We start from the raw sequence: 24,554 nt of genomic DNA, 5'->3' as shown, positions 1-24,554 counted from the left end.
CGGGCGCACGCGCTACCTTTCGAGCAGCGGGTTTGGGAGGAGCCGGGGCATGGGGATCGAAAGCGACCATCTGGTCTACGAATATCTGAGCCGCGTCGGGGACTTGGCGCAGCGGCGGCAGCTGTCCTCCGGCGACCGGATGCGGCTGGTGGCCGGGCTCCGGGACGAGATCGACCGTCGGCGCGCCAAGCATGAACCGGAGACCCCGGCGGCCGTACGCCGCATCCTGGAGCGCATCGGCACCCCGGAGGAGGTCCTGGACACGCTGGGCGAACTGTCCGGCTCGGGCGCCGCGCCGGCCCCCGTGACGCAGCCCGACCCCGGCCCGTCGGTGCCCGCCCAGCGGTCCCCCGGCCTCCTCGGCCGCAAGCGCGTACCCCCTCCCCAGCCTGCGGCGGAACCGCGGAACGTCCCCCCGCACCTGGCCGGTCTCGACGAACTCGGCCCCACCGGCGGAGCCGAGCCCGACTGGTGGCGCGTGGCGCCGGGTACGTACGGGGCCGGTCCGCAGGTCGAGGGGTTCGCGGGCGGCATCGAGATCCCGGACCTCTTCAAGGAGGGGCCGGAGGACGACGAGGACGCGGGAGTCGGCGGGGGAGTCGGCGCGGGCACCAAGTCGAAGCCCTCGCCTGCAGCCGAGGGGGAGGGCCGCGCCCGGACCCTCGTACGGTTCCTGCGCGATCGGCGGCGCGCCAAGCGGGAGGCGGCGGCAGCGGCTGCCGCCCCGGAACCGGAGGCCGCCGCCGCCCCCGCCCGCCCCCGCCCGAACGCCTTCCTCCTGCTGGCCTCGGCCGTACTGCTCGCCGGCGTGGTGAGCGGCTACTGGCTGCTGCTGGCCGTCGGCTGGCTACTGCCGTACGCCTCGCGGGCCCTGGGCCCGGCCGAACGCAAGTGGACCGTCTTCGGCCCGCCGGGCCTGGTGCTCACGGGCGCGGTGGTGTGGGTGTGGGGCCGCATGAACGGCCGCTGGGGCGATGCACTCCCGGACGACCAACTGAGCGGCGCCCTCCAGGACATGTGGCCCTGGCTGCTGAGAGCCGCGGGGGTGGCTTCGGCGGCGTACCTGGTGTGGCGGGCGCGGAGGCGGTAGTCGGGGCCCGGCTGTCGGGGTCCGGCTGCCGGGGTCCGAACTGACCGGTATCAGGGAGGGCTTGGGGGTTTCCCGTCAGTCTCATCGTCCTTCCGTGTCGTGACGGCCTGTCAAGGGCGCTCCTCCTTCGTCGTCGCGTCGCTTCGCGATGGCCTTCGGCCACCCTTGACAGGCCGTCCCGCCCCGGAAAAACGAAGACTGCCGGGAAACCCCCAAAAGAACGGGCCGGGGGACAAAGGGCAGGGGCGGGGCGGTCGGGATGTCCGACCCCGCTTCGGGAGGGGGCGGGCCCGAGCCCGGGCCCGCCGGCTCGGGGTCCGGGGCCGGGGAGGCGGCCGGCCATCGCCAAATAGCGACCACCAACACCTCAGCCCCCGACAGGCGCCACACATCGCTACGCGCTCCTCCATGACGGCGTCTGCGACGGTCTTGGGCTGGACGCAGGCCGCCACGGATCGCTACGCGCTTCTCGACGACGGCGAGTGACCCTTTGATCGAACTCAATGGTTGCGGCGGTGGAGCTGCAGGGTGGTGACGACCGCCACGCCGAGGGTGATGTGCATGAGGGACAGGGCGGCGATGGTGCCGCCGTCGGCGCCGGACGACAGGGGGCCGGCGACCGACAACAGGGCCAGCCCACCGCCCACGTACTGCGCGATCCGCAGGAAGACCGGCTTCCACAGGGCCATCAGGAAGGCGGCGCCGGTACCGAGGAGCAGCGGGAGGACGGAAGCGCCGATGACGCCTCCGACGGTGATCGGGTGGTCCACGCCGCCGTCGACTACGACGAGGGAGGCACCAGTCAGTTTGGCGACGGCGAGAACGATCAGATTGACCACGACCGCGCCGACCGCGCCGACGGCCAGGGCCTTCCACCAGGTGAGGCCGGAACGGCGGGCCGAGGGTGCGACGGGGCCGGAAGTTGGAACGGCAGTGCTCGACATGGGATTTCCTCCAACGTGTGACTGCGCTGCCCTACGGCGAGCGGCATACGAGGAAGCCTCCAACCTGAAGTTCGGTTGAGGTCAAGCCCCCGATCCCCAGCCGCGCTCGACCGACTGGCGGCAGCGGTCGGGGTCGTCTCCCGCGCTGGTGAACAGGGCGGTCAGCATGGGCACGCCGTGGGCGAGGGTTTGGTGCGGCAGAGGGCCCGTGGCGACGAGTGAGGCGAGGCCGTGGCCGATGGTCCAGCTCTGGGTCGCCAGGTCCAGCGGATCGACCTCGTCGCGGAAGCGGCCGTTGGTCTTGGCCCGGTCGATGGCGTGGACGAGGCGGTGCAGGGTGTCGTCCGCGGCGGTGGTGTCTTCGAGGTCGAAACCGGCGTCGAACATGACGCGGTAGAGGTCGGGGTTCTCCAGCGCGTTGGCCAGGTAGGCGGCCCCCAGCGCGGCGAGGTCGCGGACCGGGTCCGCGGAGGGTTCGACGGCCGCGAGTTTGTCGGCCAGGCGCGTGAAGCCCTCCTGTCGCAAGGCCTTCCACAGGCCGTCCATGCCGCCGAAGTAGGTGTAGACGGCCATCGTCGACACGCCCGTTCCGTCGACCAGGGCGCGGAGCGTGACCGGTTGCCGCATGCGCAGCATCTGTGCGGCCCGGTCGAGCAGCAGGGTGCGGATCGCCGGGTCTTTCGTCCTCGCCATGGCCTCCACAATACATAGCATCGCTATGCTTTGGTTCTGACGCCAAGAGGAAGGGGCCGTCCGTGTCCGTGACGCTGTTCAATCCCGAGGGGCTGCCGAAGCCCGACGTCTACCGGCAGGTGTCGGTGGCCACCGGATCGAAGCTGGTGTTCCTCGCGGGGCAGGTTGCCCGTGATGCCGACGGTCGGCCCGTGGGCGGGGGTGACCTGGCCGCTCAGGTCGAGCAGTGCTATCTCAACGTCGCCACCGCGCTGGCCGGGGTCGGCGGTTCCTTCGACGACGTGGCGAAGCTGACCATCTACGTCGTCGACTGGAGTGACGAGAAGATGCCGCTGCTGGGTGAGGGCGTGGGCCGGGCGGCGGCGAAGCTGGGCGTCGATCCGGTCAAGCCGATCACCCTGCTGGGCGTTGCGGCGCTGGGTGAAGCGGACCTCCTGGTCGAGGTCGAGGCCACCGCGGTCATCGAATAGAGGGCTGGGCTAGCGCTTGGATTTGGTGCTGACCCCGACCCCGAGCACCAGGACCGCCACGACGAGGCAGCCGACCACCATCAGGGCCGGAATCACGATCACCACGAATGCGGCCAGTAGGAGGAGAGCGATCCCGCCCGTGATCCCGGCCCCGATCCGGTCCCGGTTCAGCCAGCGCTCCGGGGTGTAGCCCTCTTCGAACTCGTCGTCGGTCGACGGCCCGGCGTGACCGCTGTTTGATGATGGCTGGCCGTCTGCCCGGCCCCGGAGACCGAGGGGGCGGGCCCGAGGCCGGGCCCGCCCCCCTACCGGAGCAGAGCCGCACATCCCCGACCCCCCGCTCCTGCCCCTCCTCCCCCAAGCCCTCCCTGATGCCGGTCAGCCGGCACCCCGCCACCCGTCACCCCAGCGGGACGCTCTTCTGCTCCTTCTCCACCGGGTCGGCGTCGGCGGACTTGACCAGGTCGAGGAAGGGGGTGGCCTTGGCGAGTTCCAGGAGCTGGTCGTTGGTGACCGGTGCCGAGGTGTTCGACTCGTCGTGCGGGCTGATGGACAGGTAGACGTCGCTCTGGCCGTAGCGGAAGGAGAGCCGGGTCTCGGTGACGTTGCCGTTGTTGATCGGCGCGGTCGCCGCGTGGGCCTCGATGCCGCCGGGCAGGGTGGTCTTCTTGCAGACCTCGCCCTTGCCCTCCAGGCAGCGCTTGGCGGTGGTGCCCGGACCCGACGGGCGGACCGAGAAGCTGATGGTGAAGGTCTTGCCGTCCTTCGTGCCCTGGTACAGGCGCACGCTGATGTCGGTGCGCTGCACCGTGCCGACCGTCGCCGGCAGCAGGCTCTGGAGCACGGGCACGGCCTGGTTCTGGAAGTTCTCCTGCTTGGCCCGCTCGGCCGGAGGCAGGTCGGCCATCGACGATCCGCCCGGGGTCGGTTCGATGTGCACCGGCGGCAGCGGCGTGGCGCTGCCGCTGCTCGACGGCGGCGCGGCCACGTTGACCGTCCCGGCGACCTGCCGGCCGCTGGTGTCGGCCGGCAGGGCCACGGACACGGTCACGCCGAGCGCGGCCACCGCCAGCACCCCGCCGCCGATCGCGAACCGGGCGCGGGCCCTGCGGCGCCGGCCCTGGGTGCGGGCCGGGCCCACGAGGTCCGGAATCGGGGGCAGGTCCGTGGTCGTACGGTCCATCGCGTCCCGGACCAGCATCACGGCCCTGTCGTCGGGGACTTCGTAGAGGCCGTCGTTGGTACCCATGTCGTCTCCTCAGTTCTCGGTGGCGTAGAGGTGGGCCTCGCCGAGCTGCGTGCGCAGCTTCGCCAGGGCGCGCGAGCACTGGCTCTTGACCGTTCCCTCGCTGCACCGCAGCAGTTCGGCGACGGTGCCGACACTGAGGTCCTCCCAGTAGCGCAGGACGACCATGGCGCGGGCGCGCGGCGGCAGCTCGGCGAGTGCGGCGAGCAGGGTGACGCGCAGCTCGGCGTACTCGGGCACGGGTGCCCGGTCGGCGTGCCGGTGGGCCAGGAGGTCCCGCAGCCGCCGTCGCCGTTCGGCGAGGAAGGTGCGGGTCAGTACGGTTCTGGCGTACGCGTCGGGACTCTCGGCGGCGGCTACCTTCCGCCAGTGCTGGAACAGCTTCGCGAGGGTCGTCTGGGTCAGATCGCGTGCGGCGTCGGCGTTCCCGCACAGCAGGTACGCGGTGCGGTACAGCTTGCGCTGGCTGGCCCGGGCAAAGGCCTCGAAGTCGTACTCGGTGCCTGGTGGCATCCGCCCTCCCCTTCACGTCGTGTCTCTCACCCCTGTCCTGAGTGCCGTCGCACGGAAAAGGTTGAGCACGAGTTTGAGGGGTGGGGGCGGGGCGCGTGGTCGGCTGCCGCCCGGCTTCCTGGGGCTCCGCCCCAGACCCTCTCCCCCAGCTACCGCTGGGAGGTGCCCCCACCAGACTCCGTCCGGGGGGACCCCCACTCCTCAAACGCCGGCGGGGCTGGGTGAACGGCGCAACGTCGGGTTTCCCCGCCGTAGGCCCGCCGGCAGCCTGCCGTCCGTCCGCCTCGGCACAATGGACGGTATGAACCTCACAGTCGGCTTCGACCTCGACATGACCCTGATCGACTCGCGCCCGGGAATCAAGGCCGCCTACCAGGCCCTTTCGGCCGAGACGGGTACGTACATCGACGCCGACGAGGCCGTCACGAGGCTCGGTCCGCCGCTCGACGAGGAGCTCGCGTACTGGTTCCCGGAGGCCGAGATCCCGGCCATGGCGGACCGCTACCGCGAGATCTACCCCACGTACGCCATCGAGCCGACCCCGGCGATGCCGGGCGCCCGCGAGGCGATCGAGGCCGTCCAGGCCCTCGGCGGCCGCGCGATCGTGGTCACCGCGAAGCACGAGCCGAACGCCCGCCTGCACCTGGCGCACCTCGGCATCGAGGCGGACGCGGTCATCGGCTGGCTCTGGGCGGAGGCCAAGGCGGGTGCGCTGCGCGAGTACGGGGCGCAGGTCTACGTCGGCGACCACGTGGGAGACGTGCGCGGGGCGCGTACGGCCGGCGCGCTGTCGGTGGCGGTCCCGACCGGGCCGTGCCCGGAGCCGGAACTGCGCGCGGCGGGCGCCGACGTGGTGCTGCCGGACCTCACGGCGCTGCCGCAGTGGCTGGCGGCGTACGTGGCGGCGCAGCCGGTCTGAACCCTTCCGAGGCCTCCGCGGCCTCCGAGCCCTCCGCAGCCTCCGTGGCCTGAGCCCCCGCTGCCGCCGCCCCCCGCCCCCGCGCCCTCAGACAGCCTGTGAGGCGCGGGCGGCCCGGCGCTGGGCCGCCGCCGAGCGCAGTACGCCGGCCGCCGAGATGGCGAAGCCGACGCCCATGAGCATGCACACGGCCCACGCGTACGACGGGAACGGGTCGATGTCGAGGAACAGCGGGGCCATCGTCGCCAGCGTGGCGACGGCTCCGGCGATGAAGACGATGCCGCCGGCCTTGACCAGTGCGTCGCCGGGCCGGGCTTCGTCGGCGCGAGAAGTGTCAGTCACGGCACCAGGCTACTGGGCCACTTCGCTACTTCGGGTCGGGCCGGTCGGAGGCCGTGCGCATGGCGGTGAGGGACTTGTTCAGGTGCCGCTTCATCAGGCCGCTGACCGGACGTTCCACGAGCCGGTGGATCAGCCAGGCCGTGACGAGCGCCACGACCAGGGCGATGGCGAGGGCCGCGCCCGTCCCGGTGCCCAGGGTGCGCAGCCAGTGGATCAGGGTCCAGCCGGCTTCCTGGTGGATGAGGTAGAGCGGGTAGGTCAGCGCTCCGGCGACCGTCAGCCACTTCCACTGGATCCGGTCGAAGAAGCCGAGGGCCACCGCGATGATCAGCACGTAGCAGAGGGTGATGATGACGGCGATGACCGCCCAGGAGAGCGGCCGCTGCACGGCGTCGTCGTAGATCCCCTTCATCGTGTGGATGCGGCTGATCGCGACGAGCCAGGTGAATCCGACGATCCCCCACAGCATCAGGTTCGGCCCGAAGCGGTACATCAGGAACATCGCCACGCCCGCGATGAAGTACGGGGCCTCCTGCGGCATCGCGAACGTCTGCAGGAGCGGGATGTTCGTCTCCGGCGCCAGGATCGAGGCGGTGGCCCAGATCCCGCAGAACGCGACGACCCGGCGGTAGGTCAGGCCCATCGTCACGACGATCGCGAAGAGCAGGTAGAACTGCAGCTCCGCCCAGAGCGTCCAGTAGACGCCGTCCATCCGCCGGAAACCCAGCTGGGTCTCGAACATCGTGAGGTTCGCCAGCACCATCTTGATGTCCACGCCCTCCCGGGCGCCGGGCCGGCCCAGATGGGGCACCAGCACGAGCACGGCCGTCGTCAGGAGGACGGCCGCCCAGTAGCCGGGGTAGATGCGGATGACCCGCGAGACGAAGAAGTCGCCGGGCTTGCGCCCCCAGCAGCTCATGCAGATCACGAAGCCGCTGATGATGAAGAACAGCTGCACGCCGAGCCAGCCGAACGACGTGACCGACGAGATGCCCGGCATGAACTGGGACGGGGCCTTGCCGTACGCGTCCGCGGCGTCCGCGGAAGCGGTCCAGTGGAACGCGAGGACGCCGAGGGCCGCGATCAGGCGCAGCCCGTCGAGGACGTACAGCCGGGGTGCCGACCTGCGGGCGCCGGGGGCCGGAGCGGACGACGCCCGCGGCCGCGGGTCCTGCGCCGGGTCCTGAGCGGGCTGCACGAACGGTATGTGGTCGTCTGCTGGCTTCACGGAGGAGGGCGGCATAGTCGTTCTCGTTCGGTCGGAGGGTCTTTCCGCGGCGACCCACCGCGTGGGCTACGACAGAAGTGCAACGGGGAGACGATACCCGCGCGACGGCCGCCGGCGGGTTGTGACCCCCATGGACGAGATCCGGGCAGAGGGCCTTCGGCCATGCTTGACGGGGTGGTTGTGAGGGGAGACTCTTCACAGCGAAAAGCAGGCAGTAACGGCCCTGGGACATGGATACCCTGACCTGCTCAGACATGTTGGTTCGGTTTCGGGTATGTGAGACGGGGTGCGTGCTTTGCCCACCGGCAAGGTCAAGTGGTTCAACAGTGAGAAGGGCTTCGGCTTCCTCTCCCGCGACGACGGCGGCGACGTCTTCGTCCACTCGTCGGTGCTCCCCGCCGGGGTCGAGTCCCTCAAGCCCGGGCAGCGCGTCGAGTTCGGCGTGGTCGCCGGCCAGCGCGGTGACCAGGCCCTTTCCGTGACGGTGCTGGATCCGGCGCCGTCCGTCGCGGCCGCGCAGCGGCGCAAGCCCGACGAGCTCGCCTCGATCGTGCAGGACCTCACGACGCTCCTGGAGAACATCACGCCGATGCTGGAGCGGGGCCGCTACCCCGACAAGACGCACGGCGGGAAGATCGCCGGACTGCTGCGCGCGGTGGCGGACCAGCTCGACGTCTGACCCGAGCGCACCCACGCACGCTCGTACGTACGCCTGTGCCCCGCCACTCGGAAGAGCGGCGGGGCACAGCCGTTTCCGGACTGCCGGACCCACGGGCTGCCCGACTGGCGGCCTACCGGACTCCGGACCTACGGGAAGTCGAGCGCGCCGGGGGCGATGGCCGGTACCAGACCCTCGGCCGCGGCCCGGGTCAGCAGCCCGCGCACCGCCGCGTACCCGTCCTCGCCGAGCCCGGCCGTGAACTCGTTGACGTACAGGCCGATGTGCTGGTCGGCGACGGCCGGGTCCAGCTCCTGCGCGTGGGCGCGTACGTACGGGCGGGAGGCCTCCGGGTCGTCCCAGGCCATCCGGACCGACGTACGGGCGGATTCGGCCAGCGCCCGCAGGGTGTCCGTGCCCAGCGAACGCTTGGCGATGATCGCGCCGAGCGGGATCGGCAGGCCGGTCGTGGACTCCCAGTGCTCGCCCATGTCGGCCAGGCAGTGCAGTCCGTAGCCCTGATAGGTGAACCGGGCCTCGTGGATGACCAGCCCGGCGTCCACCCGGCCGTCGCGGACCGCGGGCATGATCTCGTTGAACGGCAGGACGACGACCTTGCCGACCCCGTCGGGCAGCACGTCCGCCGCCCAGAGCCGGAACAGCAGGTAGGCGGTGGAGCGCTCGCTGGGCACGGCGACCGTCTTGCCGGTGAGGTCGAGGCCCGGTTCCCTCGTGAGCACGAGCGGCCCGCACCCGCGCCCCAGGGCCCCGCCGCAGGGGAGCAGCGCGTACTCCTCCAGCACCCACGGGAGGACGGCGTACGAGACCTTCAGCACGTCGAGCTCGCCGCGCTCGGCCATGCCGTTGGTGATGTCGATGTCGGCGAAGGTGACGTCGAGGGCGGGCGCCCCCGGGATCCGGCCGTGCGCCCACGCGTCGAAGACGAAGGTGTCGTTCGGGCAGGGCGAGTAGGCGATCCTCAGAGCCTCACCGGTGCTCATGGCGGTGCTCATGGCCTTGCTCATGGCGTTCTCCCCAGTTCGCGAGTACGGGGCCCAGCGCGCGGAAGCCGTCGGCGAGCGCGCCGAGCGCGTCCCCGATCCGCCAGGCGGCGCGGTCACGCGGGCCCACGGCGTTGGACACGGCGCGGATCTCCAGTACGGGCAGCCCGTGCGCGGCGGCCGCCTCCGCGACCCCGAAGCCCTCCATGGCCTCGGCGCCGGCCATCGGGTGCCGGGCGGCGAGCGCGGCGGCCCGGTCGGCGGTGCCGGTGACGGTGGAGACGGTCAGCACGGGCGCGAGCAGCGCCCCCGTCGCCTCGGCGGCGCGGGCGGCGAGCTCTGCGGGAGGCAGGTGCACGCTGTGCCCGAAGCCGAGGGCGGTGACGTCGAGGAAGCCGTCGGGGGTCTCGGCCCCCAGGTCGGCGGCGACGATCGCGTCGGCGACCACGAGGGAGCCGACGGGGGCGGCGGGAGCGAACCCGCCGCCGATGCCCGCGCAGACCACGAGGGTGTAGTCGGCGAGGGCCAGGGCGGTGGCGGTGCCGGCGGCGGCCGCGGCCGGCCCGACGCCCCCGACGAGCACGTCGAGGGCGATGCCGGGGAGGTCCCGCCGGGTCGTGCGGTAGCCACCGGGGAGGGTGCGCGGCTCAGCGCCGGGGGTGTCCGGATGAGGGGTCAGACCGGTCACGACGGAGTCTGCCTCCGCCGCCACCGCGGTCACGACGAGCGCGCGCACCGGTGGCCGCCGGTTACTTGAGCTTGAGGTTGAAGGACCAGACGGCGAGCGGCTTGCCGTCCTCGGCGATCTGCAGGATGGCCAGCTTCTTGGAGGTCGGGGCCTCGCCCTGGCCGCCGGTCGCGAACACGTCCGCGCCGGGGAAGCTGCGGTAGGTGTTCGACGACGGCTCGGTGATCGGCTGGCCGTCGAGGATCGCCGACCAGCGCTTGCCGTCCTCGACGACATCCGGCTCGACGCCGAGGCGCAGGGTGTCGCCGCGGCCGTACTCGATGGTCTTGGCGTCCTTGAGGTCGGTGACGCACTCCTGGACCCTCTCGATGGAGAGCGGTTCCTTGGCGGAGTGGCATTCGGATTCGGCGGACACCGACGAGGTGCCGACCGTCACGGTCGCCAGCGGTGTCGGCTTGTCGCAGGCCGAGAGGAGGAGGAGGCCGGCGGACACGGCTCCGAGGGCCGCGACGCTGCGGCGGGCCCTACCCGAGAAAAGCGGTGCGGTCATGAGCCGAAGGCTATCGGGCCGCTGGGCTGCGCCGCTGCACGGGGTCCCTCGCTGCGGCGCGCCGTCGTGTCGACCGGGCCCCGCTCCCGGGACTCCGCCCCGGCCCCCGGCCTTCAATCGCCGGCGAGCCTGAAAGCGCCGCTCCGCGGCCCCCTGGGCTCCGCCCAGACCCGCTCCTCAAACGCCGGAGGGGCTGGAGGTGCCGCTCCGCGGCCCCCCGGGGCTCCGCCCCAGGAGGAGGTGCTGCGCCAGGCGGTTAGGCGACTCGGGGGCGGGGGGTCCCCGGGTGGTGGCGGGGGGCCGAGGCCAGGCCGCGGAGGGCCATCGTCGTGCCCAGGGCGACCACAGTGGCGGCCACGGACATGCCCAGCACCCCGTTCAGCGGCAGGGCGATGCCGATCGCACCGCCCAGCACCCACGCCACCTGCAGCAGCGTCTCCGAGCGGGCGAACGCGGAGGTGCGTACGGCCTCCGGGACGTCCCGCTGGATCATCGCGTCCAGCGAGAGCTTCGCGAGCGCCTGGCAGAAGCCCGCCGTCGCGGCCAGTACGGCCATGAACAGCCCGCTGAAGAAGACCGCCGCCAGCACCGCCACCCCGAGGGTGAAGCTCAGGACGGCCGCGATGATCGCCTCCGGCGCCCGCGCCCGGAGCCACGCGCCCACCGCCGTCCCGCACGCGTTGCCGACGCCCGCCGAGACGGCCACGATGCCCAGCGACACCGCCGCGCTCTGCCCGCCCAGCGGGTGCTCGCGCAGCAGGAACGCCAGGAAGAAGATCAGGAACCCGGACAGCCCGCGCATGGCGGCGTTCGCGAGGAGCCCGCACAGCACCGAACGGCTCACCGTCCGCAGCCCCGGCCGCTTCGAGTGCGCCTCGTGCGTCGACAGCCGCGCCCGGCGCTCGCCCTTCGCCTCGTCCACCTTGTGCGGCAGCGTGAAGGCCGCGAAGGTCCCCCAGATGAAGACGGCGCTGGCCCCGTACAACGGCCACTGAGGCCCGATCAGCTGGAGTCCGGCGCCCACCGGCGCCGCCACCCCCGTGGCGAGCAGACCGGCCAGCGTGACGCGGGAGTTCGCCTTGACGAGTGAGAACTTGGGCGGGAGCAGGCGCGGGACCACCGCGCTGCGCACGACCCCGTACGACTTGGACGCGACGAGGACACCGAGCGCCGCCGGATACAGCTCCAGCCCGCCCGTGGCCACCGCGCCCGACATCAACACCGCCAGCAGCGCGCGGGCCAGCATCGCGGCCGCCATGGAGGCCCGGCGTCCGTGCGGCAGACGGTCCAGCAGCGGGCCGATCACCGGGGCCAGCAGGATGAAGGGGGCCATCGTGATGCCCAGGTACAGGGCCACCCGGCCGCGGGCCTCGTCCGTGGGGACGGAGAAGAAAACCGTCGACGCCAGCGCCACCGTGATCATCATGTCGCCGGCGCCGTTGATGGCGTGCAGTTCGATCAGCTTGCCGAGGCCCGATTCACCGGCCCCGTGCGCGTGCGTGGCCCGCCGGATCCCGCGTGCCGTACCGGTGATCGGCAGGTGCAGGGCACGCCCCAGGGCCCGGCCGGCCCGCTTGGCCGGTCCCGAGCCGTCGGCGGACGACCGTACGGGTGCCACGTGGCCATAGTGCCCCACCCTGCCCTCCGGGAGCCCTCCCGGCGCGTGCTCGCCCGGGCCCGTCCCGCCTCCACGTCCGCTCCGTGTCCGCTCCATGTCCGCGAATCGGACCTTGCATGTGGGCCGAAGGCTTCGGAGGAGGTAGCGTGCGTAGCGCGCCACCGGCGGTTGCTCCTGGCCGCGCGCCTCTTCGCGATCCCGCAGAATGGATCGCATAAAGGTGCGCCCGGAGTCCGATCGGGTGCGGACGTCGACGCGGCCCTCTGGTCCGCTCCGCCCGCGCCACGTACGGACAGCACCGACGGGTCGTTGTGGACGACAGTACGGACGGCGCACACGTGAGACGGCGTAGGAGAGAACGAGACCAGTGAGTGCTGCGACGACGCGAAGCCGTACCCCGCGTACCCCGCGTATCCCCGCCCCCGACCGCCTGTGTGTCGAGGCGGTAGAACTCGCCCGAGCGTCGGCCGAGGAGGCCGCCTTCCCCGGAGTGGTGGGAGAGCACGTCTCCGCCGTCGCGGAGGGCGACCGGGTCGTCACCCACTTCTTCGAGTGCAAGGAACCGGGCTACCGGGGCTGGCGCTGGGCCGTCACCGTGACCCGCGCCTCCCGCGCGAAGAACGTCACCCTCGACGAAACGGTGCTGCTGCCCGGCGACGACGCGCTCCTCGCCCCGGAGTGGGTGCCGTGGAGCGAGCGGCTGCGCCCCGGCGACATGGGTCCGGGCGACCTGCTGCCCACCGACGCCGAGGACCTGCGGCTGGAGCAGGGCTGGTCGGGCGAGGACGCCCCGCCGCCGAACTCGGTGGTTTCCACCGAGATGGCCGAACTGGTCGAGGCGGAGGACGCCGACGTCACCGACCGTACGGTGGTCCCGGTCCGCGGCTCCATCACCTCGGTCGCCGAGGAACTGGGCATGCGCCGGGCGCGCGTCCTGTCCCGGTACGGGCTGCACAGCGCGGCCGACCGCTGGGACGAGTCCTTCGGCGCGAAGACCCCGATGGCGCAGGCGGCGCCCGCCTCGTGCGTGTCGTGCGGGTTCCTCGTCGCGATCGGCGGCTCCCTCGGCCAGGCCTTCGGCGTCTGCGCGAACGAGTTCAGCCCGGCCGACGGCCGTCTGGTGTCGCTGTCCTACGGCTGCGGAGGCCACTCGGAGGCCGCGGTCATGCCGGCGCCGCCGAGGCCCGCGCCGCCGGTGCTCGACTCGATGGCCGCGGACGAATTCCAGCTGCACCCCGCCGCTCCGGCCGCGGACACGGGATCGGTGCCCCCTGCGGACCTCCGCTCCGAGGACCTGGGCCACTCCTGACGGCCCGGCCGGGCCCGGATACCGGGTCCGGCCTCGGGGTCCGGCCTCAGGGGCGGGTTCAGCCTCAGGCTCGGGCGTTGGCCGCGTCGGCGTGCTGCCACAGCTCGGCGACGGCGTCGCGCAGGCTGCGGACCGGCTTCCAGCCCAGCGCCTTCTCGGTGGCGCTGATGTCGAGCTGGTGCCACTCGGTCTCCGGGCCGGTGCCGGCCGGTGCGGGCACCTCCGTGACGCGCGTCGGCACGCCGCTCTCCTCGATCAGCAGCTCGACCAGCTCCCGGGCCGAAGTCGCCCGGCCGAGGCCCAGGTTGAGGACGGGCGGGCACGGGCCGGCCGGGGCGAGGGCGGCGACCATCGCGTCGATCCCGTCCTGCAGGTGGAGGAACTCGCGCTGCGCGGTGAGCGGCATCAGCGACAGCTCCGCGCCGCCGGCGGCCTGGCCCTCGACGAGCTTGCCGGCCATGACGCCGAGCAGGCTGTGCGAGGGCTGGCCCGCGCCGATGACGTTGCCCAGGCGCAGGACGACGGCGTCGAGGCCCTTGGTGCGGATGGTGTCGGCGATCAGCTCGGTGGCTTCGAGCTTCAGCTGCCCGTAGGCCGTCTCGGGACGCGCGGGGGAGTCCTCGGTGTACGTCACGCCGATGGGGAAGGTGCCGTACTCGTGGACGGTGCCGATCTGCACCAGCCGCGGCGGCTGCGGCATGAGTTCCAGCGTCTCCAGCAGGCGGGAGACCATGCCGAGGTTGGCGGGGATCATCTGCTCGTCCGTCAGGCCCCACATGCCACCGGCCGCGTTGACGACGACGTCGATCCGGTGCTCCGTCAGGAGGTCGGCCAGCACGGCCGGCGGGTCGACGGTGAGGTCGAATGCGGCGAACGCGCCGGGCAGCGGGGAGGACGGCGTCTTGCGGGCGATGGCGAGCAGCCCGTGGCCGCGCTCGTCGAGCGTGGCGCACAGCGCCCGGCCTATGAAGCCGGTCGCTCCGAGGACGGCCACGCGGGGCAGGGGAGAGCTGGTGACAGACATGGGGATCGGCTCCGGGCAGGTCGGAAGGTGGGGGGTAGGGGGGATACCCCCTAGCGGATGTCGGCGCCGGCTACGTGCCGCAGGAGGGTGCGGGCGCCGTCGGCCTGCCGGTTCTTCAGCGCGCCGGGCAGCATCGTCGCGGCGTGGATCCGGGAGGACAGGTGCAGCCGGGAGGCCTTGGCGGCCTTCGTCCAGCCCTGCGCGTCCAGCCGGTCCGCGACCTCCACGAAGAAGCGGTTGGCCTCCTGGAAGCGGCGGCCGGTGAAGGCCTGCTGGGAGGAGATGCTGACCGCGTGCCGGCGGTACTGGAAGCACAGGGTCTCGGAGATCAGCATCTGCTCGCCGGCCTGGATCAGGTCGATCTCCAGGGCGAGGTCCTGGGTGACCTCCAGGCCGTCCCGGAAGCCCGCCTTGCGGACGGCTTCGGTGCGCCAGCAGATGGAGGGGAAGTACACCCAGCACCCGCGCAGCAGGCTGGTCGCGAGCGGTTCGCCGCCCATCAGCAGCTCGCCGTTGACGCGGGGCGCGTACACCCGCTTCTTGGCCTGGTCGACCAGGCCCTCGGCGGGCTTGCCCGCGCCGTCGATGACCTGGACGCCGGGCTGCACCATGCCTATCCCCGGGTGCTTGGCTATCGCGGCCCGCACCGTGGCCACGTACTCGGGCAGCATGATGTCGTCGGTGCCCATCATCACGAAGTGCTCTTCGCGGACCAGGCCCAGGCACTTGCGGTAGTTGCCGGTGACGCCCAGGTTCTGCTCGTTGCGCTGGTACGAGACGCGCGGGTCGTCGAGCTCCGCGAACCAGCCGGGGACGGAGGGCTCCTGGCCGTCGTCCACCACCGTCAGCCGCCAGTTCGGGTCGCTCTGGGCCAGGATGCTGCGCACCGCGGCCTGCATCAGGGCCACGTCGCCGTAGTAGGGCAGCATGATGTCGAGAGTGGTCATGTGTGACGCACCGAAGCTTTCGGGAGGCGGGACGGGGCAGGAGTCGGAGGGCTCAGCCGCCGTCGCGCAGCGACCGGCGGTAGCTCAGGCACTCCTCGTAGTCCGGCAGCAGGCCGGACTCGATCGCCTCGGCGAGCGAGGGCGCGGCCGCGTCCCGCGCCGACAGCTGGGCGGCGGCGCCGGCCGGCCAGTCGATCGCGAGGTCGGGGTCGAGCGGGTGGACCGAGTGCTCCGCGGTGGGGTTGAACGTCTCCGAGCAGATGTAGGAGAGCGTCGCGTCGTCCGTCAGCGCGCAGAAGCCGTGGCCCAGGCCCTCCGAGATGTAGACCGCGCGGCGGTCCACGTCGTCGAGGCGGACGAACTCGTACCGGCCGAACGTGGGCGATCCCACACGCAGGTCCACGATCACGTCGAGGACGGCCCCGCGCACACAGGTGACGTACTTGGCCTGGCCGGGCGGGACGTCGGCGAAGTGGATGCCGCGCACGACGTCCTTCGCCGACACGGAGAGGTTGCCCTGGGCGAGGCGCAGCGGGTGGCCGACGGCCTCGGCGAGGTGGTCGAAGCGGTACCACTCCATGAACAGCCCGCGCGGGTCGCCGTGCTGTACCGGGGTGATCTCCCAGGCGCCCTCGATGGAGAGCTCGCGGATCTTCATCGGCCGGTCTCCTCGTCGAGCAGGTCCACCAGGTAGTCGCCGTAGCCGCTCTTGCGCAGCGGCTCGGCCAGCTCGCGCAGCTGCTCGTCGGAGACGAAGCCGGCCCGCCAGGCCGCCTCCTCGATGCAGCCGATCTTGAAGCCCTGGCGTTCCTCGATGACGCGCACGAACTCGGAGGCCTGGACCATGGAGACGAAGGTGCCGGTGTCCAGCCAGGCCGTACCGCGGTCGAGGACGGTGACCTCCAGGTCACCGCTCTGCAGGTAGGCGTCGTTGACGGCGGTTATCTCCAGCTCGCCGCGGGCGCTCGGGGTGATCGTGCGGGCGATCTCCACGACGCGGTTGTCGTAGAAGTACAGGCCGGGCACCGCGTAGCGGGACTTCGGCTTCTCGGGCTTCTCCTCGATGGAGATGACCTTGCCGTCCGCGTCGAACTCGACCACGCCGTACGCGGTCGCGTCCGCGACGGGGTAGGCGAAGACGATGCCGCCCTTGGGGTCGGTGCGCTCGGCCAGGCGCGTGCCGAGGCCGCTGCCGTGGAAGATGTTGTCGCCGAGGATCAGCGCGACCGGCTCGTCCCCGATGAAGTCCGCGCCGAGCACGAAGGCCTGCGCGATGCCCTCGGGGCGCTCCTGGACCGTGTACTGCAGGTCGAGGCCGAACTGTGATCCGTCGCCGAGGAGCCGCTGGAACTGCTCCTGGTCCTGGGGGGTCGTGATGATCAGGATCTCGCGAATCCCCGCCATGACCAGCGTGGAAAGCGGGTAATAGATCATCGGCTTGTCGAAAACGGGCAGGAGCTGCTTCGACACGGCTCGTGTCAGGGGCCAGAGCCGGGAGCCGGTACCGCCCGCCAGGAGAATTCCACGCATGCGTGCCACCATACGTTGCGCCCCTTCGGCGCCGTTAACCCACGGGGTTAACCCACGGGGTACGCAGGCGCAACACCGGGGTCCCCTCGCGGCGCCCCCGGGGGCGCTGGATACTGCTCACCCACATGGCCCAGCTAAAGTGAAACCACTATGCGCATTCTCGTGACCGGTGGCGCCGGTTTCATCGGCTCGCAGTTCGTCCGCTCTCTCCTGTCCGCGGACCCTGCCGCCAAGATCACGGTATTCGACAAGCTGACCTACTCGGGCGTCGAGGAGAACCTCGCCCCCGTCGCAGGTCACTCCGGCTACAGCTTCGTCCGCGGGGACATCTGCGACGTCGACGCCGTCGACCAGGTGATGCCCGGCCACGACGCGGTGGTGCACTTCGCCGCCGAGTCCCACGTGGACCGCTCCATCGCCGGCGCGGGCCCCTTCGTCATGACCAACGTGGTCGGCACGCAGGTGCTGCTGGACGCCGCCCGCAAGCACGGCGTCGGCCGCTTCGTGCACGTCTCCACCGACGAGGTGTACGGCTCGATCACCGAGGGCTCCTGGACCGAGGAGTGGCCGCTCGCGCCGAACTCCCCGTACTCCGCCTCGAAGGCCTCCTCCGACCTGCTGGCGCTGGCCTACCACCGCACGCACGGCATGGACGTCGTGGTGACGCGCTGCTCGAACAACTACGGGCCGTACCAGTTCCCCGAGAAGGTCATCCCGCTGTTCGTCTCCAACCTGATGGACGGCAAGCACGTCCCGCTCTACGGCGACGGCGGCAACGTCCGTGACTGGCTGCACGTCTCCGACCACTGCCGCGGCATCGAGCTGGCGCTGCTCAAGGGCCGCGCCGGCGAGGTCTACAACATCGGCGGCGGCACCGAGCTCACCAACAAGGAACTCACCGGCGTCCTGCTGGAAGCCGCGGGCGTCGGCTGGGAGATGGTCGACCGGGTCGAGGACCGCAAGGGCCACGACCTGCGCTACTCCATCGACATCAGCAAGATCAGCGAAGAGCTCGGTTACGCGCCGCAGGTCACCTTCGAGGACGGCATCAAGTCCACGATCGCCTGGTACCGCGAGAACCGCGCATGGTGGGAGCCGCTCAAGGTGAAGGCCGCCCAGCAGTCGTGAACACACCGGACGCCACGGCGACCGCGACCGTGAAGCGGTCGCCGCTGGCGAGGATCGCGAGCACCCTGCCGCCCGGCACCATGCTGGTGATCAGCGGCACGGTCGTGCTCGGGGCCGCCTCGTACGTCCACCTGATGGCGGCCGGCCACAGCCTCGACACCGAGGGCATGGCCGCCCTCTCGGTGCTGTGGACGATCCTCATGTCCGTCGGCATCGGCCTGTTCTTCCCCGTCGAACAAGAACTCACCCGGATCGTCGCCGCGCACCGCGTCGCCGGCACGGGCGTCTCCGGCGTCGTGCGCCGGCTCGCCGGGCTCACCCTCGGCGTGGTCGTCCTGCTCTCCGCCGGGGTGTGGTGGGCGACCCCGCTGCTCGCCGACACCTTCTTCTACGGCCACACCGAAATGGTCGGCACGCTCGTCCTGGCCTTCGCCGCCATGGCGTTGAGCAACATCTGCCGCGGCATCCTGGCCGGCCTCGGCCGCTTCGCCCCCTTCGGCTGGCAGCTGGCCATCGACGGCCTCCTGCGCATCGGCCTCGCCGGGGCCTTCGCCCTCGCCGGGATCCGCTCCCCGCTGGCCTTCGCGCTGATCCTCGTGGTGGCCCCGCTCGTCGCCGCCCTCGTTACCTCCGGCCCGGTCCTGCGCGGGCTCGGTACGGGTCCCGCGCCCCGCTGGCAGGTGCTCCTCGGCGGGCTCGGCCCGCTCATCGTCTCGACCCTGCTCTCCCAGGTCGTCGTCAACGCCGCCGTGGTCAGCACGAAGCTGCTGGCACCCACGGAGGGCGCGCTCGTCGCCGGTCTGCTGAACGCGATCGTGCTGGCCCGCGTACCCCTCTTCGTCTTCGGCTCGCTCCAGGCCTCGCTGCTCTCCGGCCTGTCCTCCACCGCCGCCGCCGGGGACCGGGACGGCTTCTCCAAGCTGCTCGGCCGGACCTCCCTGGTGGTCACCGCGCTCGGCCTGGCCGGGGGCGTCCCCGCCACCCTGCTCGGCCCGTGGCTCATCCAGGTGCTCTTCAAGGCCGAGGAGGGGCTCGGGTACGCCGCGTTCTTCTGGATCTCCGCCGGCACCCTCTTCTACATGCTGGCCATGGTCCTCGGACAGGCCCTGCTGGTCCTGCACAAGCACCGGCTGCAACTGCTCGGCTGGACCGTCGCCACCGTGGTCCTGATCGTGGTCACCCTGATCCCCGGCGACGTCGCCACCCGCGTCTGCCTCGCCTACACCCTCTCCTCGCTCACGGCGGTCATCGGCATGGCGGTGCCCCTGTGGCTGTCCTTCCTGCGCCGCCCGAATCCAGCCGCGCCGAAATCCAGCCCCGCCGGCGTTTGAGGCGCGGGGTCTGGGGCGGAGCCCCAGGGGCCCGGGGGTCAGTCCCCTGCACGGCGCCGGAAGAGGCGCTTCGCAGCGAAGACCAGGACGAGGGCCGCTGCCAGGACGAGCGCGCCCTTCGTGAAGCCGCCCTGCGGCGCCGGCGGCTCCTCCGCGGCGGAGCCAGGGGCGGCCGGGGCCGCGGACGCGGACCCGGAGGGGGCCGGGGTCGCCGACGCCACCGGGACCGCGACCACGCGGCTGGACGCGCCTTCCGAGCCGAACATCAGCGTCCCTCCGTCCGCGGTGTACGTCACCGACTCAGCCTGCCCCTGCCACGGCGCGTCGACCCGCTCGCCCTCACCCTCCGGCCGCCCGTCCTTCCACGGGTAGCTGCGGGCCGTGAAGTACCCCCGCAGGGTCAGCCGCCCCCCGTCGGGGGAGAACGCCCCGTCCGTCACCCACGGCACGTCCGCGACCCGCCGGAACACGTTCGTCCCGCTGCCCGACAGCGCCGCGGGGCCCTCGTACAGCCCGCCCTTGTTCTCGTCCTTGCTCGCGATGTACACCCGCCCCGACACCGGATGCACCATCAGCGCCTCCGCGTTGCGCGGCCCGTCGGCGTACCGCACCGTGAACTGGGCCGCCTTGACGGTGATGTTGCCGTCGCCCAGTTCCTTCGGCTCCTGGAAGCGGTAGATCCACACGTGGTCCCAGGTCCCGCCCAGGTTGTCGCCGATGTCGCCGACGTACAACTGCCCGTCCGGCCCCAGCGAGATCGCCTCGACGTCACGCGGTTTCCCGATGCCCGTGAGCGTGACCCGGGCCACCGTCTTGCCCGTGGCCGAGTCCACGGCGTACACGTACGGGCCGTCGTCGCTGTCGTTGTGAGTCCAGTACACGCCCGGGTGGATCCGGCTGGCCGCGAGCCCGCTCGACTCCTTGATCCGGGGGTCGGCGATGGTGAACGAGGACGCCCCGGGGGCCTGTGCCGCGAAGGCCGCAGAGGCTGCGGAGGGCAGGGAGAACAGGGCCACGGCGACGGCGGCGGAAGACACGGGCAGCATGCGCATCCCCCCAGCGTGCCAGCCCGACCCGCGTGTCCGGCATCACAGCTGCTCACGGCGGGGGATCCGCGATGATGACCGGATGCGTTTCATGTTCGTCGGCGACTCCATGACCATCGGACGCGCCGGCGACTACACCTGGCGCTACCGGATGTGGCAGCACCTCGACGCCACCTTCGACGGCCCCTACGAGATAGTCGGGCCGCGCCACGAGCTGTACGAGGGCTCCACCGACTACGCCGACCCGGCCTTCCCCGCGCACGCCCGCCGGCACCTGGCCGGCTGGGGCGAGGGCTGGCAGCACATGGCGCCCCTCATCGGGCCCGCCGTGCGGGACGGCGCCGCCGACGTCCTGCTCGTCTCCCTCGGCCTGATCGACCTCGGCTTCTACACGAAGGCCGACGAGACCGCCGCCAACGCCCGACGGTTCATCGCCGAGGCACGCGCGGCTCGTCCGGCGATACGGATGGTTCTCCTCCCGGTGATACCGAACGTCCGGGCCGAGGAGGACGCGCCGTTCGCGGCCGAGGTGGACCGCTTCAACGAGCTGCTGGCGAAGGCGGTCGCCGACCTGAGCAGCGCCGCCTCGCCCGTCCTGCTGGCCGCGCGCCCGGCCTCGTACGACATCCACAGCGACACCTACGACGGCACCCACCCCAACGCCTCCGGCGAGCACCGGCTGGCGGGGGAGTTCGCGGCGGCACTGCACCAGGCCTGGGGCATCGGCGGGCTCTACCGGCCGCAGGTCTGACACCCGTAGCCCTCGCAGGAGTTGGCGCCCCGGATTAGGCCCTTGCCTTGAGTGGACTCCAAGCAGTTGGCTTGTGCCCCATGAAGTACACGCAGCTCGGACGCACCGGACTCAAGGTCAGCCGACTCGTCCTCGGCACGATGAACTTCGGTCCGCAGACCGACGAACCGACCAGCCACTCGATCATGGATTCCGCGCTCGACGCGGGTCTGAACTTCTTCGACACCGCCAATGTGTACGGGTGGGGTGAGAGCAAGGGCCGTACCGAGGAGATCATCGGCACCTGGTTCGCCCAGGGCGGCGGCCGGCGCGAGAAGACGGTCCTGGCCACCAAGGTCTACGGCTCGATGTCCCGCGAGGCAGACACCTGGCCCAACGAGGACCGGTTGTCGGCGCTCAACATCCGCCGGGCCGTCGAGGCCAGCCTCAAGCGGCTCCAGACCGACCACATCGACCTGTATCAATTCCACCACATCGACCGCCGGACCCCTTTCGAGGAGATCTGGCAGGCCGTCGACGTGCTCATCCAGCAGGGGAAGATCCTCTACGCCGGCTCCTCCAACTTCCCCGGCTACAAGATCGCTCAGGCCAACGAGACGGCCGCCCGCCGCGGGATGGTCGGCCTGGTCAGCGAGCAGTGCCTCTACAACCTCGCCGAGCGGCGGGCCGAGATGGAGGTCCTCCCGGCGGCCCAGGAGTACGGCCTCGGGGTCATCCCCTGGTCCCCGCTGCACGGCGGGCTGCTGGGCGGGGTCATCAAGAAGGAGGTCGAGGGCGGCCGCCGGGCATCCGGCCGGTCCGCGGACGCGCTGGCCAACAGCACGGTACGGGCGCAGGTGCAGGCGTACGAGGACCTGCTCGACAAGCACGGCCTGGAGCCCGGCGAGACGGCGCTGGCCTGGCTGCTCACCCGGCCGGGCGTGACGGGCCCCATCGTCGGCCCGCGCACGGCGGAGCAGCTCGACAGTGCGCTGCGCGCGCTGGAGCTGGAGCTGAGCGAGGAGGTGCTGGCCGGGCTGGACGAGGTCTTCCCCGGGCCGGGGCCGTCTCCGGAGGCCTTCGCCTGGTGACCGGCGTCGAGCCGTAGCGGACGCCGCCGGGCGCTACTGGCCCACGGCGGCCGCTACGGCCACGACGAGGAACATCAGCACGAGCACGCCGGCCATCACACGGTTTCTGGTCTTGGGATCCACCCGTCGAGCCTAACGCGACAGCCCCCGCACCGTGGACGCAGGGGGCCGAGCCGGGCACGCGGAGGGGCCCCCGCCCTCAGCCCTCCAGGGGCCAGGCGGCCACGGTCTCGTAGCGGGGCTGCTCGCCGGGGACGCCGCTGGTGGGCAGGTTGCTGCGGACCAGGCTCAGTTCGGTGACCGGCCAGGCGGTTCCCTCGTAGGGGGCGAGCGCCTCCAGGTAGGGCCGCAGGCCGTCGCCCCCGCCCTGTTCGGGGTGGTCGCGCTTGATGTCGCGGCTGCGGCCGAGGGTGAGGTGCGGGGTGTACCGGTGGTGCTGCCCCATCGGTACCCCGGCCCGCCGCGCGGCGGCGTCGGCCCGCTCGGAGAGCATCCGCAGCGCGTCGAGGTCCCCGGCGGCCCCGATCCACAGCGCGCGGTCCCCGAAGTGCCCGGCGCCGTGCAGCCGCAGGGTGAAGGGGGCCGTGCGGTGGGCGGCGCGGGCGAGCCGGGTGTGCAGTTCGGGGAGCACCTCGTCCCGTACCTCACCGAGGAAGGCCAGCGTGAAGTGCCAGCCCGCCTGGGCGGTCCAGCGCAGCCGGTCGTCGCGCAGCCCCTCCAGGGCCTGCGCGAGCTCCTCGACGACCGCGGGGGGCGGCAGCACGGCGACGAACAGTCTCATGCCGCCGAGCGTATAGGGGCCGTCGGTGCGGATGCTGCCGGATCGGGCGTGCCGTTCGTCTGCGGCGCCGCTGCGGGGGCTCCGCCCCCGAACCCCCGCGCCTCAAACGCCGGCGGGGCTGGATTTTGGCCGACGTCAGCTGACAAGTGCGCGCCCGGGCGGGCTGGATTGCCCGGAGGGCAATCCAGCCTCGCCGGCGTTTGAGGCGTGGGGGTCCCCCCGGACGGAGTCTGGGGGAGGGTCTGGGGCGGAGCCCCGGGAGGGCGGGCCGCAGGCGGGATCAGGCGGCCGTAACCAGTTGGCGGGCCGCCGGGACGAAGGCCACGCCGTGGCGGTTCACGCGGAGGCGGAGGTTGCCGACACGAGCGAGAACCACCGCGATGGCGGCAGAGGCGGCCAGCGAGATCAGACCACCCGCCACCATCCCGATCCGCGCACCGTACGCGTCCGTGATCCAGCCCATGAGCGGCGCACCGACCGGCGTGCCGCCCGTGAACACCATCATGAACAGGGCCATGACCCGCCCCCGCATCTCGGGGTCGGTGGCCATCTGCACGGTGGAGTTGGCCGTGACGTTGACCGTCAGCCCGAACAGCCCGATCGGCACGAGCAGCGCCGCGAACAGCCAGAAGCCCGGCGCGAAGGCCGTCACGACCAGCAGCACGGAGAACAGCGCGGCGGCCGCCGTCAGCAGCCGGAGCCGGGAGATCCCCCGCCGGGCCGCGAGCAGCGCGCCGGCCAGGGAGCCGGCCGCGATCAGCGTGTTGAAGAGGCCGTAGGTGCCCGCGTCGCCGTGGAAGACGTCGCTGACGAACGCGGAGAGCCAGATCGGGAAGTTGAACCCGAAGGTCCCGATGAAGCCGACCAGCACGATCGGCCAGACCAGCTCCGGCTTTCCGGCGACGTAGCGCAGGCCCTCGCGCAGCTGCCCCTTCGCGCGGGGCTGCGGTTCGACCGGGCGCAGTTCGCTCGTGCGCATCAGGAGCAGGCCGATGACGGGCGCGGCGAAGGACAGTCCGTTCAGCAGGAAGGCCCAGCCGGAGCCGACGGCGGTGATCAGCACACCGGCGATCGCCGGGCCGACCAGCCGCGCGGACTGGAAGTTCGCCGAGTTCAGGCTGACGGCGTTGGCCAGCTGGTCCTTGCCGACCATCTCGGGGACGAACGTCTGCCGGGCCGGGTTGTCCACGACGGTGACGAGGCCGAGCAGGAAGGCGGCGAGGTAGACGTGCCAGACCTGGACGTGTCCGGCGAGGGTGAGCACGGCGAGTGCGACCCCGGTGAGGCCCATGGCGCTCTGGGTGGTGATCAGCAGCGGCCGCTTGGGCAGCCGGTCCGCGAGGACGCCTCCGTAGAGGCCGAACAGCAGCATCGGCAGGAACTGCAGGGCGATGGTGATGCCGACGGCGGAGGCGGAGCCGGTCAGGGAGAGGACCAGCCAGTCCTGGGCGATGCGCTGCATCCAGGTGCCCGTGTTCGACACGGCCTGGCCGGTCGCGTAGAGCCGGTAGTTCCGGATCTTCAGCGAGCTGAACATCGAGTTCTTGCCCGAGTTCCTGCCCGAGCTCTTGCCCGGGTTCTTGCCCGCGTGTGCATCAGTAGTGGGGGTGGATATGTGGTCGGGTGCGGAGTCTGCTCCGTTTCCCGTACTCAAAAGCGTTCGCCTCCTGGCGTCGT

The 24,554-nt window shown here is 71.9% G+C and carries 27 protein-coding genes; 9 read left to right on the top strand and 18 right to left on the bottom strand.

All coding sequences use genetic code 11. The features are described from left to right. Positions 1-49: 49 nt before the first annotated feature. A complete protein-coding gene (locus OG625_RS16970; protein WP_329381289.1) occupies positions 50-1,090 on the top strand; it encodes a hypothetical protein in 1,041 nt (346 codons plus the stop codon). A gap of 500 nt (positions 1,091-1,590) precedes the next feature. Here OG625_RS16970 and OG625_RS16965 read toward each other — a convergent pair whose 3' ends face one another. Together OG625_RS16965 and OG625_RS16960 are read right to left on the bottom strand one after the other, a co-directional pair. After that, complete coding sequence (locus OG625_RS16965; RefSeq protein ID WP_329381287.1) at positions 1,591-2,034, bottom strand: DUF6069 family protein; 444 nt, start codon at positions 2,032-2,034, stop codon at positions 1,591-1,593. An 81-nt stretch (positions 2,035-2,115) separates the two neighbouring features. Beyond that, entirely contained in the window at positions 2,116-2,727 is a 612-nt protein-coding gene (locus OG625_RS16960) for a TetR/AcrR family transcriptional regulator (protein WP_329381284.1), read from the bottom strand. Between the two features lie 62 nt (positions 2,728-2,789). Here OG625_RS16960 and OG625_RS16955 point away from each other — a divergent pair, with 62 nt between their 5' ends. Beyond that, complete coding sequence (locus tag OG625_RS16955; protein ID WP_329381281.1) at positions 2,790-3,197, top strand: RidA family protein; 408 nt, start codon at positions 2,790-2,792, stop codon at positions 3,195-3,197. Positions 3,198-3,206: 9 nt separating this feature from the next. Here the strand turns inward: OG625_RS16955 and OG625_RS16950 are convergent, their stop codons facing one another. From OG625_RS16950 to OG625_RS16940, 3 genes are all read right to left on the bottom strand, one after another. Further along, complete coding sequence (locus OG625_RS16950; protein WP_329381278.1) at positions 3,207-3,524, bottom strand: hypothetical protein; 318 nt, start codon at positions 3,522-3,524, stop codon at positions 3,207-3,209. Positions 3,525-3,597: 73 nt separating this feature from the next. Further along, the gene (locus OG625_RS16945) at positions 3,598-4,446 is read right to left on the bottom strand and encodes a hypothetical protein (protein ID WP_329381276.1); all 849 of its coding nucleotides are present in this window, start codon (positions 4,444-4,446) and stop codon (positions 3,598-3,600) included. Between the two features lie 9 nt (positions 4,447-4,455). Further along, positions 4,456-4,956, bottom strand: a complete 501-nt coding sequence (locus OG625_RS16940; protein ID WP_329381274.1) for a SigE family RNA polymerase sigma factor — start codon at positions 4,954-4,956, stop codon at positions 4,456-4,458. Positions 4,957-5,257: 301 nt separating this feature from the next. Here OG625_RS16940 and OG625_RS16935 point away from each other — a divergent pair, with 301 nt between their 5' ends. Further along, positions 5,258-5,875, top strand: coding sequence for an HAD family hydrolase (locus OG625_RS16935; RefSeq protein WP_443067726.1), 618 nt, complete (start codon positions 5,258-5,260; stop codon positions 5,873-5,875). 87 nt (positions 5,876-5,962) lie between these two features. Here the strand turns inward: OG625_RS16935 and OG625_RS16930 are convergent, their stop codons facing one another. Then, complete coding sequence (locus tag OG625_RS16930) at positions 5,963-6,217, bottom strand: hypothetical protein (protein ID WP_329381269.1); 255 nt, start codon at positions 6,215-6,217, stop codon at positions 5,963-5,965. A gap of 25 nt (positions 6,218-6,242) precedes the next feature. Then, positions 6,243-7,445 carry an acyltransferase family protein gene (locus OG625_RS16925; protein WP_329381266.1) on the bottom strand — a complete coding sequence of 401 codons (1,203 nt, stop codon included), beginning with the start codon at positions 7,443-7,445 and terminating at the stop codon, positions 6,243-6,245. Positions 7,446-7,740: 295 nt separating this feature from the next. Here OG625_RS16925 and OG625_RS16920 point away from each other — a divergent pair, with 295 nt between their 5' ends. Then, positions 7,741-8,124, top strand: coding sequence for a cold-shock protein (locus OG625_RS16920; protein ID WP_329381263.1), 384 nt, complete (start codon positions 7,741-7,743; stop codon positions 8,122-8,124). A 128-nt stretch (positions 8,125-8,252) separates the two neighbouring features. Here OG625_RS16920 and OG625_RS16915 read toward each other — a convergent pair whose 3' ends face one another. From OG625_RS16915 to OG625_RS16900, 4 genes are all read right to left on the bottom strand, one after another. Continuing rightward, positions 8,253-9,128: a 1,4-dihydroxy-6-naphthoate synthase gene (locus OG625_RS16915; RefSeq protein WP_329381260.1), complete on the bottom strand. Its 876-nt coding sequence runs from the start codon at positions 9,126-9,128 to the stop codon at positions 8,253-8,255. Further along, positions 9,091-9,840: a futalosine hydrolase gene (locus OG625_RS16910; RefSeq protein WP_329381257.1), complete on the bottom strand. Its 750-nt coding sequence runs from the start codon at positions 9,838-9,840 to the stop codon at positions 9,091-9,093. Before OG625_RS16910 ends, OG625_RS16915 begins: the two co-directional genes overlap by 38 nt. Positions 9,841-9,853: 13 nt before the next feature. Continuing rightward, on the bottom strand, positions 9,854-10,342 hold the full coding sequence (locus OG625_RS16905; protein WP_329381254.1) for a DUF2771 domain-containing protein: 489 nt from the start codon (positions 10,340-10,342) through the stop codon (positions 9,854-9,856). A 256-nt stretch (positions 10,343-10,598) separates the two neighbouring features. Continuing rightward, positions 10,599-11,978, bottom strand: a complete 1,380-nt coding sequence (locus tag OG625_RS16900; protein ID WP_329381251.1) for an MFS transporter — start codon at positions 11,976-11,978, stop codon at positions 10,599-10,601. A 349-nt stretch (positions 11,979-12,327) separates the two neighbouring features. Here OG625_RS16900 and OG625_RS16895 point away from each other — a divergent pair, with 349 nt between their 5' ends. Continuing rightward, positions 12,328-13,269 (top strand): DUF3027 domain-containing protein, encoded by a 942-nt coding sequence (locus OG625_RS16895; RefSeq protein WP_329381248.1) that lies wholly within the window; start codon positions 12,328-12,330, stop codon positions 13,267-13,269. Between the two features lie 64 nt (positions 13,270-13,333). On the opposite strand, the gene OG625_RS16890 is transcribed toward OG625_RS16895, so the two are convergent. The 4 genes from OG625_RS16890 to rfbA are packed head-to-tail and all read right to left on the bottom strand — an operon-like array spanning position 13,334 to position 16,770. Further along, positions 13,334-14,293 (bottom strand): NAD-dependent epimerase/dehydratase family protein, encoded by a 960-nt coding sequence (locus OG625_RS16890; protein WP_329381245.1) that lies wholly within the window; start codon positions 14,291-14,293, stop codon positions 13,334-13,336. A gap of 50 nt (positions 14,294-14,343) precedes the next feature. Beyond that, on the bottom strand, positions 14,344-15,240 hold the full coding sequence (locus OG625_RS16885; protein ID WP_329381242.1) for a glycosyltransferase family 2 protein: 897 nt from the start codon (positions 15,238-15,240) through the stop codon (positions 14,344-14,346). A gap of 52 nt (positions 15,241-15,292) precedes the next feature. Beyond that, complete coding sequence (locus tag OG625_RS16880) at positions 15,293-15,898, bottom strand: dTDP-4-dehydrorhamnose 3,5-epimerase family protein (RefSeq protein ID WP_329381239.1); 606 nt, start codon at positions 15,896-15,898, stop codon at positions 15,293-15,295. Continuing rightward, positions 15,895-16,770: a glucose-1-phosphate thymidylyltransferase RfbA gene (gene rfbA, locus OG625_RS16875; protein ID WP_443067725.1), complete on the bottom strand. Its 876-nt coding sequence runs from the start codon at positions 16,768-16,770 to the stop codon at positions 15,895-15,897. Before rfbA ends, OG625_RS16880 begins: the two co-directional genes overlap by 4 nt. A gap of 150 nt (positions 16,771-16,920) precedes the next feature. Here rfbA and rfbB point away from each other — a divergent pair, with 150 nt between their 5' ends. Beyond that, positions 16,921-17,898 (top strand): dTDP-glucose 4,6-dehydratase, encoded by a 978-nt coding sequence (gene rfbB / locus OG625_RS16870; RefSeq protein WP_329381236.1) that lies wholly within the window; start codon positions 16,921-16,923, stop codon positions 17,896-17,898. Next, positions 17,895-19,229 (top strand): lipopolysaccharide biosynthesis protein, encoded by a 1,335-nt coding sequence (locus OG625_RS16865; protein ID WP_329381233.1) that lies wholly within the window; start codon positions 17,895-17,897, stop codon positions 19,227-19,229. The genes rfbB and OG625_RS16865 overlap by 4 nt, the downstream gene beginning before the upstream one ends. 38 nt (positions 19,230-19,267) lie before the next feature. Here the strand turns inward: OG625_RS16865 and OG625_RS16860 are convergent, their stop codons facing one another. Continuing rightward, the gene (locus OG625_RS16860) at positions 19,268-20,281 is read right to left on the bottom strand and encodes a WD40 repeat domain-containing protein (RefSeq protein WP_329381231.1); all 1,014 of its coding nucleotides are present in this window, start codon (positions 20,279-20,281) and stop codon (positions 19,268-19,270) included. A gap of 76 nt (positions 20,282-20,357) precedes the next feature. Between OG625_RS16860 and OG625_RS16855 the strand changes: the two genes are divergently transcribed. Both OG625_RS16855 and OG625_RS16850 read left to right on the top strand, forming a co-directional pair. Beyond that, positions 20,358-21,026 carry a GDSL-type esterase/lipase family protein gene (locus OG625_RS16855; protein ID WP_329381228.1) on the top strand — a complete coding sequence of 223 codons (669 nt, stop codon included), beginning with the start codon at positions 20,358-20,360 and terminating at the stop codon, positions 21,024-21,026. A gap of 80 nt (positions 21,027-21,106) precedes the next feature. Beyond that, positions 21,107-22,096, top strand: a complete 990-nt coding sequence (locus OG625_RS16850; RefSeq protein ID WP_329381225.1) for an aldo/keto reductase — start codon at positions 21,107-21,109, stop codon at positions 22,094-22,096. Between the two features lie 199 nt (positions 22,097-22,295). On the opposite strand, the gene thpR is transcribed toward OG625_RS16850, so the two are convergent. Together thpR and OG625_RS16840 are read right to left on the bottom strand one after the other, a co-directional pair. Further along, the gene (gene thpR, locus OG625_RS16845; protein WP_329381222.1) at positions 22,296-22,877 is read right to left on the bottom strand and encodes an RNA 2',3'-cyclic phosphodiesterase; all 582 of its coding nucleotides are present in this window, start codon (positions 22,875-22,877) and stop codon (positions 22,296-22,298) included. Positions 22,878-23,157: 280 nt separating this feature from the next. Further along, a complete protein-coding gene (locus OG625_RS16840; protein ID WP_329381219.1) occupies positions 23,158-24,531 on the bottom strand; it encodes an MFS transporter in 1,374 nt (457 codons plus the stop codon). Between the last annotated feature and the right edge of the window lie 23 nt (positions 24,532-24,554).

This window comes from Streptomyces sp. NBC_01351, from assembly GCF_036237315.1.
Classification (GTDB): Bacteria; Actinomycetota; Actinomycetes; order Streptomycetales; family Streptomycetaceae; genus Streptomyces.
Note: the sequence above shows the minus strand (reverse complement) of the source record. Positions and strands in the feature narration are given on the sequence as shown.